10 protein-coding genes are annotated in these 11,747 nt (G+C 44.1%); 5 read left to right on the top strand and 5 right to left on the bottom strand.

Annotated features, from left to right (window positions below):
- Window positions 1-1,328: 1,328 nt before the first annotated feature.
- From BN161_RS08225 to BN161_RS08210, 4 genes are all read left to right on the top strand, one after another.
- The gene (locus tag BN161_RS08225) at window positions 1,329-1,622 is read left to right on the top strand and encodes a hypothetical protein (RefSeq protein WP_007213044.1); all 294 of its coding nucleotides are present in this window, start codon (window positions 1,329-1,331) and stop codon (window positions 1,620-1,622) included.
- 8 nt (window positions 1,623-1,630) lie between these two features.
- Window positions 1,631-1,921 carry a cell division protein ZapA gene (locus BN161_RS08220; protein WP_044264827.1) on the top strand — a complete coding sequence of 97 codons (291 nt, stop codon included), beginning with the start codon at window positions 1,631-1,633 and terminating at the stop codon, window positions 1,919-1,921.
- A 142-nt stretch (window positions 1,922-2,063) separates the two neighbouring features.
- Window positions 2,064-3,599, top strand: a complete 1,536-nt coding sequence (rny, locus tag BN161_RS08215) for a ribonuclease Y (RefSeq protein WP_021967590.1) — start codon at window positions 2,064-2,066, stop codon at window positions 3,597-3,599.
- 132 nt (window positions 3,600-3,731) lie between these two features.
- Entirely contained in the window at window positions 3,732-4,505 is a 774-nt protein-coding gene (locus tag BN161_RS08210) for a copper homeostasis protein CutC (RefSeq protein ID WP_044264822.1), read from the top strand.
- A 27-nt stretch (window positions 4,506-4,532) separates the two neighbouring features.
- Here the strand turns inward: BN161_RS08210 and BN161_RS08205 are convergent, their stop codons facing one another.
- From BN161_RS08205 to BN161_RS08190, 4 genes are all read right to left on the bottom strand, one after another.
- Entirely contained in the window at window positions 4,533-7,196 is a 2,664-nt protein-coding gene (locus BN161_RS08205; RefSeq protein ID WP_044264820.1) for a transglutaminase-like domain-containing protein, read from the bottom strand.
- A 53-nt stretch (window positions 7,197-7,249) separates the two neighbouring features.
- A complete protein-coding gene (locus BN161_RS08200; RefSeq protein ID WP_044264819.1) occupies window positions 7,250-7,663 on the bottom strand; it encodes a DUF2141 domain-containing protein in 414 nt (137 codons plus the stop codon).
- A gap of 85 nt (window positions 7,664-7,748) precedes the next feature.
- On the bottom strand, window positions 7,749-9,689 hold the full coding sequence (locus BN161_RS08195; protein WP_044264931.1) for a TonB-dependent receptor plug domain-containing protein: 1,941 nt from the start codon (window positions 9,687-9,689) through the stop codon (window positions 7,749-7,751).
- 149 nt (window positions 9,690-9,838) lie between these two features.
- Window positions 9,839-10,783 carry a LytTR family DNA-binding domain-containing protein gene (locus BN161_RS08190; RefSeq protein ID WP_044264818.1) on the bottom strand — a complete coding sequence of 315 codons (945 nt, stop codon included), beginning with the start codon at window positions 10,781-10,783 and terminating at the stop codon, window positions 9,839-9,841.
- Window positions 10,784-11,069: 286 nt separating this feature from the next.
- On the opposite strand from BN161_RS08190, the gene BN161_RS30790 reads away from it, so the two are divergent.
- Entirely contained in the window at window positions 11,070-11,204 is a 135-nt protein-coding gene (locus BN161_RS30790) for a hypothetical protein (RefSeq protein WP_262483901.1), read from the top strand.
- 64 nt (window positions 11,205-11,268) lie between these two features.
- Here the strand turns inward: BN161_RS30790 and BN161_RS08185 are convergent, their stop codons facing one another.
- The gene (locus BN161_RS08185) at window positions 11,269-11,643 is read right to left on the bottom strand and encodes a YccF domain-containing protein (protein WP_044264817.1); all 375 of its coding nucleotides are present in this window, start codon (window positions 11,641-11,643) and stop codon (window positions 11,269-11,271) included.
- Window positions 11,644-11,747: the final 104 nt, after the last annotated feature.

Here is an 11,747-nt window from a genome sequence, read left to right as displayed (position 1 = left end):
CATGATAATTAGTTTTTTATTCATAATGCAATATATGCCTTTTCTTGTCGAGTAAGGAAAGGGAATTTCACCCTTCCTTCTCTCGGAACCGTGCCTGACAGTCTCCCATCACACGGCTCTTCGCACTTAACTCTTTGTTTTAATTATTACTAATCATTCATTTTACTACTTCCATGCCTTGGCTATGACATTAAAGCGGTTTCATTAAAATTCAAAGGTCAGCCTCATTTATTGCTTCATCCTTTATTCAAGTTGGACATTAAACTTGGCTAAGCACGTTACCCCCTTCGCTCCAACTCCATTACAGAGCATTCAACACTACTATGAGGCAATCCGCCGCAGACATGGACTTCAGTACTTTCTGTCTAGCGTGTCACCGCTCTAACATTTTCCCTTAACATTCCATGTATACTTCTCACGTTCCTTTAAAGAGCCTGTGACAAGGTCATGCCATCTATACACCGCACACCCGGCTGACAGTAAACAGGTTTCCTCAGCCATTATCCCAAGATGCGTCAAAGACCTTGGTTTTGATGTGACTTGATAACTTTGCTAACGATGCTTCATCGAATGGTTCACCCGCGTTCATCTCCTTGTCACTTACCTTGCCACCCTTACGGAAAGCTTTCAATTGTCGTTCACCACTTTTCAGTTTCCCTCAAAGCAGCACAAAGTGGTTTGCAATCAGCTCCTGCAAGCCGAATGCGGTAGACCTACTACCATCTCTCTAAAAGTTACGAGCCATAACTATCAGAAGAAGCCAACTTCTTTAGGCCATTTCTCTCGTGACACACTTGACGAGACAAAATTACCGATTACAACTGAATTAAAAAATAAAAGCTATCTTTTTCTATGTAAATCAAAGCATTACATAATGGAAGAATATACACCTATTGGATGTTTAAAGGATTAAAGGATTAAATTACCAAGTTATGACATTCCCCTACCGCAAGAAACTAAGTCCGCGCTTCCTAAACACTAATCGCACCACTGCGACAAACTAATAATAAAGATTAATAAAACTATTCATACAACAATTATATTACTTTCTTACCACATCTGTTTTTCTTTCTTACAACAGTTACTGTAAGAAAGAAACACAGATGTGGTAAGAATAATAAGATGCAAGAAAAATATTAGTTCATCGCAGTGCCGGGATTAGTTTCTTATAAGAATAGGAATAGTTTTAGGCATCCGCCAAACAAACCCTTTTTCAGTCCGCATAAGTGCCGTTTTCATATTATTTCGATGTTCAGGAAACATTTTTCCTGAAAAGTTTTTGTAATCTCCAAGTTAATTGTATTTTTGTGTACAATTTTGGTATAGTAATGACTGACGAAGAAAAGAAGCGATTAAGTACCTTTGAAGCGAGACTGCGCCATTTGATCTTTTTGCATGATGAATTGAGGCGTGAAAATGCTGAATTAAAGCAACTTCTAAAAACTAAACAAGAAGAATGCGAGCAGGTACATGCCGAATATGAAGCTTTGGAAGACGACTATACGAACCTAAAAACAGCAATGACAATCAGCCTTAACGGCAGCGACGTAAAAGAGACGAAACTGCGATTGTCCAAATTAGTGCGTGAAGTCGATAAATGCATCGCCTTGTTGAATGAATAACGAGATGTATGAACGATAAGATAAAGATAAACCTACAGATGGCAGGCACCACCTATCCCCTCACGATATTGCGTGAAGAGGAAGAAATGGTGAGAGAAGCCGCCAAACAGGTGGATATACGGCTCAATGCGTATCGAGAACATTATCAGAATGTGACTCCGGAGAAGATTATAGCCATGGTGGCCTATCAATTTGCCTTGGAGAACCTGAAAATGAAAAACCGAAACGACACTCGTCCGTATGCCGACAAGATAGAAGAACTGACAGAGGTGCTGGAAACATACTTCAAAGGACTGTAAACGTCCGGAAGCTTTCCAAAGAACACACCAAAGCCAGCAAAAGAATTAGAAAATCCACGCACTGTGTGAAAGTGTCCCTTCTGAAAACAAGGGTGGCTTTCCTGCAGTGCGTTTTTTATTTATATACTTAAAACAAATTGAAATGACAGTAACAATACTAGTATCCATTGCCTGTTTCATTATCGGTGGATTTCTGTCCTACATGTTCTTCAAGCATGGTTTGAAGTCCAAATATGACAACATTCTGAAAGAAGCCGAGGCTGAAGCGGAAGTGATTAAAAAGAATAAGTTGCTCGAAGTAAAGGAGAAGTTCCTGAACAAAAAAGCAGACTTGGAGAAAGAAGTAGCGATCCGCAACCAGAAAATTCAACAAGCGGAGAACAAGTTGAAACAACGTGAGTTGGTGCTGAACCAACGCCAAGAAGAGATACAGCGTAAGAAATCAGAAGCTGAAGCGGTGAAAGAAAACCTGGAAGCCCAGCTGGTTATTATCGACAAGAAGAAAGACGAACTGGATAAACTGCAACAGCAGGAAATCGAGAAACTGGAAACCATTTCCGGACTCTCGGCCGAAGAAGCCAAAGAACGTATGATCGAATCTTTGAAAGAAGAGGCCAAGACGCAGGCACAGTCCTTCATCAATGACATCATGGACGATGCCAAGCTGACGGCAAGCAAAGAAGCAAAACGTATCGTTATACAATCCATACAGCGTGTAGCTACGGAAACTGCCATCGAAAATTCAGTGACCGTATTCCACATTGAATCGGACGAAATCAAAGGACGCATTATCGGTCGCGAAGGCCGCAATATCCGTGCGCTTGAAGCCGCAACGGGCGTGGAAATTGTGGTAGATGATACGCCCGAAGCTATCGTATTGTCAGCTTTCGACCCTGTACGTCGTGAGATTGCCCGCCTGGCACTGCATCAGTTGGTAACTGACGGACGTATCCACCCGGCACGTATCGAGGAAGTTGTATCTAAGGTACGCAAGCAAGTGGAAGAAGAGATCATCGAAACCGGTAAACGTACTACGATTGACCTCGGTATTCATGGTTTGCATCCTGAACTGATCCGTATTATCGGTAAGATGAAATATCGTTCTTCATACGGTCAGAACCTGTTGCAGCATGCCCGCGAAACAGCCAACCTTTGTGCTGTGATGGCATCGGAACTGGGTCTGAACCCCAAGAAAGCAAAGCGTGCCGGATTGCTGCATGATATCGGCAAAGTGCCTGATGAAGAACCGGAATTGCCGCATGCACTCTATGGTATGAAGCTGGCTGAGAAGTTCAAGGAAAAACCAGATATCTGTAACGCTATCGGTGCCCACCACGATGAAGTGGAAATGACGAGCCTTCTGGCACCCATCGTACAGGTATGTGATGCCATCTCAGGTGCACGTCCGGGAGCACGCCGCGAAATTGTCGAGGCTTACATCAAGCGTCTGAACGATCTGGAACAGTTGGCAATGGCCTATCCGGGTGTGACGAAGACGTATGCTATCCAGGCAGGTCGCGAGTTGCGTGTAATCGTTGGTGCTGATAAGATTGACGATAAGCAGACTGAAAACCTTTCCGGTGAAATTGCGAAGAAGATACAGGATGAGATGACTTATCCGGGACAGGTGAAGATCACGGTAATCCGTGAGACACGTGCAGTAAGCTATGCGAAATAAATTGTAAAGATTGAAATTAGTGATAAAGAGGTGGGGAAACAAAAAATTCCTGCCTCTTTTTATTTTCTTTGCCATTCACGAAACTGTTTCTTATTTTTGCATCCACAAACCAAGTAATCCTGATAATCAATTATGGAACAATATCAATTTGAAGTTTGTGCCAACTCCGTGGAGAGTTGCCTTGCCGCACAGGCAGGAGGAGCAAATCGGGTGGAACTATGTGCCGGAATACCGGAAGGAGGTACTACCCCATCCTACGGAGATATCGTCATTGCCCGGGAAGCCTTAACAAAGACTCTTTTGCACGTCATCATCCGTCCCCGTGGAGGAGATTTTCTGTATTCCCCCATCGAGCAACGCATTATGCTGAAGGATATCGACAACGCCCGTCGATTGGGAGCAGACGGGGTTGTATTCGGTTGCCTTACCGCTAAAGGAGATATAGACCTATCCTTAATGAGGCAGCTGATCGAAGTATCACAAGGCATGTCTGTCACATTCCATCGTGCTTTCGACGTATGCCGCAATCCGCAGGAAGCACTGGAGCAAATCATAGAGTTAGGTTGTAACCGTATTCTTACTTCCGGCGCACAAGCCACGGCTGAACAGGGCATCCCTTTACTAAAAAAACTGCAACGGCAGGCAGACGGACGCATTATCCTGTTGGCAGGCTGCGGAGTAAATGAAAATAATATCGCTCACATCGCCACGGAAACCGATATCCGGGAGTTCCACTTCTCAGCAAGAGAGACTATCGAAAGCAAGATGCTGCACCGAAACGGAACAGTTTCGATGGGTGGTACTGTGAACATAGAAGAGTATCGTCGCCCCATCACTACCGCAGAACGTGTAAAAGAAACGATAAAGGCGTTGACCGATCTGAAACAGGAAGAGGCTTGCAAATAAGCCTCTCCCACTCTACTGTCGCTTTTCTTATAGTCCTTTCACCGTTTTCACCAACTGCTCACCCAAGCCGATGGTATAACCCTGTGAAACAAATACCACGCGATTGAAAGTATCGGCAATGATAAATATGGGCAATGTATCTTTGCGTTTCAGCTTCATATTCTTCACAATCTGCTGAGCTATGTCTTCTGTGTCGATTCCATAAATCACAGTATTGGGTAAACCGGGGAAGTCAGCAGCACGATATTTGCCGGCCTGTTCCTGATTCGGGAAGAGTAATACAAGTTTTCTACCCCATTTCTCCAGATCGGCTTTCAAAGCAGAGATATCCCGTAAGGCATGGTTTGTAGGTTCCTGATTCACTCCAAGAATACCGACAACGAAGTATCCACGGCCACAGGCTTGAAGCAGACTTTGCTTATTGCCGCCTTCCAATGTTGTGAACAAGCTCTCCGAATCGAAGTTTCCGATAACCTGTACCTCATCTTTATTTTCACGCATCACAAGTTTCGTTTCTGTACGTCCACCTGCTTTCACATTCAATAATGTCATTTGCGCCAATACACCACCACTTGCCAAGCGAGTACCGGTTACCAGAATATAATCTCCGGCATCCAGAGGTGTTCCCTGCTTCAGCAAACTACTCCATGTAACGCCGCCACCCATGTCTGTGTCGCCCTCATCGTAAGACAACAACTGCAAATTACCTTGCGGAGTTACTTTGGAAATGGTAAAATGAGAATAATATTTCGGATCATCCAGTGACTGAATCGGTGTATATTTAGCTACAAGCCTACCCCTCTGCGCAGGTGTCTGTCCGGCTGCTTCGAAGTTCACATCTATGGCTCCGTCGTCAGTTATCAGCTGTACCTTACCCGTCACCTCATCAATGCGTGCGGGAACTCCCATGCTGCGTGCCATGGACACGAAGAAGATATCACGACTGTGGGGATCGGCCAAACGTGCTTTCCACACACCTTCGGGAGATACAGGAGGTGCCCCCAGATTACATTTCTTGTTCACCTGAATATTTTTCGCCACCCATGCAACCATCTTCATAGGCTCTGCCACATAAGCCTCAACATCTTCTTTCGGAATCACCTTGCCAAAGAAAGTCTTATACGGAGTCAACATTTCATTGCTCACGCGCGGATTTCTCACGTATTTACGGTAATATCCGGCATTCGACGTGCGCACACGAGACTGCATGTGATCTATCAACACATCCAGACGAACATCACGAAGGTCTTTTGCCGAAATCTGCTGCAAAAGGTCTATCCCTCCTTTCCTGGAGTTATCAGAACGCAGACGAGTCATAAAATCATAAATCACTCTGTAATTTCCACGGGCGGCAACCAGAATCTTGGCTACTGCATCCCGGTCTAATTTATAATCTCTCGCAAAGTTGCGTGCCGCCTCTTCCGAAATGAATTTACCGACATAGGCATTACGGATAGAATCTTCTATCGCCAGTCTGCGATCATTTTCCGCCCGCTGTTCCGGCGTCACTTCGGGCAAGTTGGCACTTTCTGTAGGAGGCACGATGTCAATATCTACTGTGAAACTGTCACCCGCTTCCTTATCAAGGGTTACGGTCAATTCCTGTTGCTTACCAAAAGAAAGTTTGGAGAAGCCGAAACGGCCATCTTTGGATGCCCAGACAAGCATATCCCCTTTTCCTGCAGTCAGTCCGCACAGACCACTATCGTCAGTATGTTTCATTGCTACGGTATAGAATTCCGCATAATTGTAGAGTTTGAACTCCACGCAGGCGTCAGGAACAGGATTTCCCGCTTCATCTTTCACCATAACCTTAGCTTGCGCTGTAGGCGCATAATTATCAATTACATTGATTTCCGTATACGTAGGAGTAACGGACATTACTTCCTCTTTTCCTTCATAACGTCCGAAAACCTTTGTGTGCATCAACATTCCACGGCTGGCAGGGGCATTAAACCAACCAAGATCCAGTACCGGTTCCGGTTCGCAGGCACCCAAGAAATGCCATTTACCATCTGCCCAGGCTTCCACCCACGCATGGTTATCGTCCGTATGTGCCCATCGTGGTGTATAAACCTGCCGTGCCGGAATACCTACCGAGCGAAGTGCCGCCACCAGCAAGGTAGATTCTTCGCCACAACGCCCGTAAGCAGTACTCACTGTTGCCAGTGGTGAACCGGTACGGGCATCGGAAGGCATATAGACAGCTTTCTCATGACACCAATGGTTCACTTCCAGGATGGCATCGTACAAAGAAAGGGACTTCACACGGTCTTTCAACTCCTTATAGAACACTACCCGCGCACTATCCAGTTGTTCGTTGTTCACCCGCACCGGAAGTACAAAGTGTCGGAACAAATCTTCGGGAATGGTCTTTCCCCAAGGCATTTCCTCTGCGGCACGCTGGGATGCGCGGATATTCATTAAGTGAAATTCACCAGGATAATCAGTAATATCCGCCAGTGGCATATAGGCATAAAGGAATTCCAAGGCTTCCTGCTCATAAGTGCTCAGCGAAGCATCATCCAGTATCGTAAATAGTTCTCCCTGCGGCACCAGAGCCTTCTTTTGCTGAAAGTCCTGCTCCACGCGCGAACGATACGAGGCATCGGTCATGAAATGGGATTCTCCACAGGCAGCAAGCAGACAAAGTAGCCAGCATATTCCGAAAAGTTGTGTAGCTCGTCTCATAATACTTACATTAATTAAGGTGTGAGCTACAAAGTTAAAGAATTATCTGAAGTTTATTTCAGATGTACCACTAAAGTTGTATCCTCAGAGAAGGTAATACTGCATTTTTCGTAGGAAGGGGGAGCCATAACGCCTTCGGCATCATTGCTAAAACCAAACTTCTCCACAGGAATACCGAAAGCACCGGTATCCAATTTACCATTTCCATTCTCATCCTGATACATGGAGAAGGCATAAGTTCCTGCCGGGAGTCCTTTACAGGGGATAGACACAACTTTATCCTTCACATCTACTGCAAAACCGGCAAGCGGCTTCTTCATGAATGTCTCTTGAGAGTTGTAGATGGCGACATAGAGTTTACCAGTCACATTTTCAATACCACGTACTTCCAGAGTAAGATTTTGTGCAGACAGACTTTGAATTGCAAAGGTCAAAACACATACGAAACTAATAATCATTGCTTTCATTTGAATTGTTTTTAAAGAGTTTATAAATAGATACGCTGACAACACGGATTAGGCGGACGAACGCGGACCTTTCTTTTTAATTAAATTAGAAATTAGAAACATCATAAGCCGCCTTCTTCCCAAGTGTGATAAACACTCCGATATAGAAGAAATGATCGTTTGAAGCCAGAATAGCTTTATTGTTCACTCGCCCAAACTCATTTTTCCGACAAAGGATATTGGTAGCAGAGGCATGAATAATCACCTTCTTACTGGGCAGGAATGTCAGTCCGAGATCAAGACTGTTATAAGGCTTTACATGATCATTCATCAAACCCGGCAAATCCGGATTATGATAAGGACGCCCACTGCTGAAACGGTTCGTCAAACCGACTATCGTGCCGATTCGCGGAATGGAATACTTCAGCACTACGGATGCATTGTGCCGAGTGGCATATTGCGGAGTAGTCAGTTCCGTATATTCCTGAAACTTCCGCTTGGCAATATTATATGTATAGGAAAGTTGGTATTCCAGATTCTTCAGCAGGACACGGTCATTAAAGAATAAGTCGAAACCTTTACTGTAGCCATAACCACCGGAAGTCAGTACTTCCGCTGCATCTATCGTTCCCTTTTCCACCAATGCCAGACAGTCATATTTCTTATAATAAAGTTCAGCTTTGTAGAAACGTCCATCACCCTCATACTGTACACCCACATTATACTGAATGCATGATTCCGATTTCAACTTGTTTTCCTGAGCCAGCAATCCGCTAACCGGCAACTGTGTATATCGTCCCGCCGTAGCCGAGAGCACTACATCTCCCAAATAGTAATTAACAGCCAGACGGGGTGAGAAATTCACCTTTTCATTCAATGAAGTATATTCTGTGCGGACAGAAAGTTCCGCCTTCAATTGCTCCACCGGATAGTAAGTCGCCGAAAGAAAGCCTGCACTGATCATCGGATTGATTTCATGATGGCTATCTATTCCCTCCGCCTCTTTCATCTGATATTGATAACGATTCTCATACCGGCGGATAAAACTCTCCACTCCCATATCCAGACGGAAAGCCGGAGAAATACGCTTGAACACTTTTGCCTTTGCATGAAGTTCCTGTTGTTGTTCCATCCAATGATCTGCCGATAGTGATACATTACCTATCTTCTGTTCAAAGAAAGAAAATGCTGCACCTGCAAACCAGTTCCATCCACCGGAAGTACGCTTACGGAAAGTTGTATTAAGATAGAAATTATTCTCATTCAGATCGAACAGTCTACGTTCAGCGCCTTCATAATTGGAAAAGTCAGTATGATCATAGCCGCCATAGATCTTGAAAAGCGTAGCATCATCGGGATGATAGCGGAATTGTGCCGATCCGGTCATCATCCGGTAGGGATCTTCGAAATCCGTACGGCCTGAATAAATATGATCATAGACACATAAGTCCTGATAATCCAGGTTCACCGAAAGCGAACCTTTATCGAAAGCCCGTGTACCTCCTCCACCGAAGCCTACCGTAGAGGCATTGATGCCTAACTTATTGATAGGGCTCTTATCCTTTGTCTCCAATGGTAACACAGCCGAGAGCGCATCCCCGTATTCCAACGGAGCCCCACCCGATTCCAAATTAACACCACTGAACATAAAAGTAGAATAACGCCCGCGTGCCGGTGAGTTTATACCTGTAGCCGTATAAGGATTCAAGACGTGCATTCCGTCAATGTATGTCTGTGTTTCATCACTACTTCCGCCTCGCACCAGCAGCCGGCCACTTTCTCCTTGTACCTGCGTGCCCGGCAGTGTTTGCAATGCCTGATACAAATCACCGTTTGCACCTCCCACGGTCACCAGTTCCACCGGACTCATATCACTCCAACGACTGTTGGCAACAGGCGTTCTTTTACCTTTCACTACCACTTCCTTCAAATCTACACTATCATTGTATAGTTGCAAGAAAACGGTATCCGTCACAGCTGTCTGCGCCTCCAAGTGCTGCACTATCAGCAATACACTTACACTAAAAAGTAGAATCAATCTTTTCACTTTATCTATGTTCTTTACGATTTCCGTCAGCAAACATAGACTAAGAATTTCAAGCAAAAAAATATCCGGGACAGACTGCCCGGATATGTGACAAACAGCATTCCGCCTGTGACGAATGGCCGTGTTTTTCTTTATTCTGTGACGAATGACTACCCTTCCGTATCCCTTTCTATCAGCGTTTTTATCTCTTTTGCATAGCCTCTGGAAACCGGAACTTCTTCTGTACATCCTTCCAGTCGCAAGCGATATCCCTGTGAGTTTCCATCTACTTTTACCACAGTGTGTATGTTCACCAGAAAGGCCCGATGACAACGGACAATGAACGAACAGGCAGCAACCGCTTCTTCTGCCTGCTTCATAGTAGCCCGCACCAACTTTTGCTGCATCTTATCCGCACTACTGTAAGCTATCTTTATATAATTTCCTTCTGCCTCTATATATAATAAGGTATAGGCATCCACTTCCAGCATTTCTTTCGTTCCGCCGGAGAAAACCAACTGCATAGGAGTTTCTTCTGCTGCTATTTCTTCTGCTGCCCTACCCTCTCCTATCTGTTCCTCATTCCTTGTCCGAATCTTCTCCTTCTGAGTATTCTCTCTTTTCGCAAGAGCGTAGTTGATCTCCGTTGCCTCCTTCAGATTACGTACCAGCTGCAAATTACGATTCCACATCAAAAAGAAGACAATAGGGAAAGGAGCAAGAACCGCCACCCAAGCCAAACTTATCAGAAATCCTTTCCAGCTCAGCATGAATGAGCCAAATACCCAAGCCGTATAGAAACAGTTACCTATCGCAATCAGCAAACAAGCTCCCAAGGTCCCTAACAATTCGCGGCCTAATGTCCAGTTCTTCTCACTATGATAACGGGGAAACAAAGCAGGAAACAAGTACGTGGAGATACTCAGTGCCAATGAAGAAACCACTCCATAACCTAACACTACCCAGAATTTATAGCCTCCCATCATAGAAATGCCAAAAGGCTGCAACACAAAAAGGATCAGAAACACTATAAGTGAAGGTATTATCACGCTTTTCCATCTCTTCACCAATGATGGATAAGGGCTTCGCAAAAGTGCCAACAGTTTATTTATCATTATGACTTCCTGTTTGTAAGGGTTGATTATGTGTAAGATGCTACAAAGGTATACAAATTATTAATAGATCGTACAAAGGCCATTTATTCCATTTTTAGTCCTGTTTTTGTAATATGCATATAGCAAAATTGGGGATTTATAAAGAAAAACGAGGAAAAAGTGCATTATTTTATGTTTTAAAACATACTTATCATAAACAATTCGTATCTTTGCAGCGTTAATAAGATAAAAGAAAAGATGTAAAACCCGCTTTCTGAAACGCGGAAAGCACAAAAAGATGACAATTATGAAAAAGAATGCAAATGAAATTTTTATGTTACAGTACCGTATCAAACGCTATCAGGCAATGAGAAACGGAACTATGTGCCAGGCTTTGAATGGCAAACTTCAAAAACTGCTCGCAAAGCAGGCTACCATGTAAATAACACCTTTAAATAAAATGAATGAGGGCGGAAAACCGAAAGGTTTTTCGCCCTTTTCTTTTATCAGTCGCTTACAATGTCTTTTCCAAAAGGCGTCAAAGCCAATCCTGCCAGTTTGAAATGCTGTAGTCCGAAGGGGATACCAATAATGGTGATGCACAGCACCACACCGAATGCCAGATGAGAAAGGCAAATCCAGATACCGCCCAGAAGTATCCACAACACGTTCATCAGTATATACAGGCAACCACCCGAACGTTCGCCACTCCGCACCGTTTTACCGAAAGGCCACAGCGCAAGCGCGGCAAGTTTCAACGTTTGCATACCGAACGGAATACCGATGATGGTAATCATCATCAGCAAACTGGCAATAAGATATTCAAAGGCCGTGAAGATACCTCCGAATATCAGCCACAAAAAGTTCATAAAACAACCCATAGTTCCGCATTTTTATACAACACTTAGAAAACAACTTGGCACATAAAATGAGAATTTATTTCCCAATTTGTTATTAGCCTATTACTAAGTTATTTTTTTCCAGT

The sequence above is a fragment of the Bacteroides timonensis genome, from assembly GCF_000513195.1.
Taxonomy (GTDB): domain Bacteria; phylum Bacteroidota; class Bacteroidia; order Bacteroidales; family Bacteroidaceae; genus Bacteroides; species Bacteroides timonensis.
The sequence above is the reverse complement of the archived record's forward strand: the minus strand, read 5'-3'. Positions and strand labels throughout refer to the sequence as shown.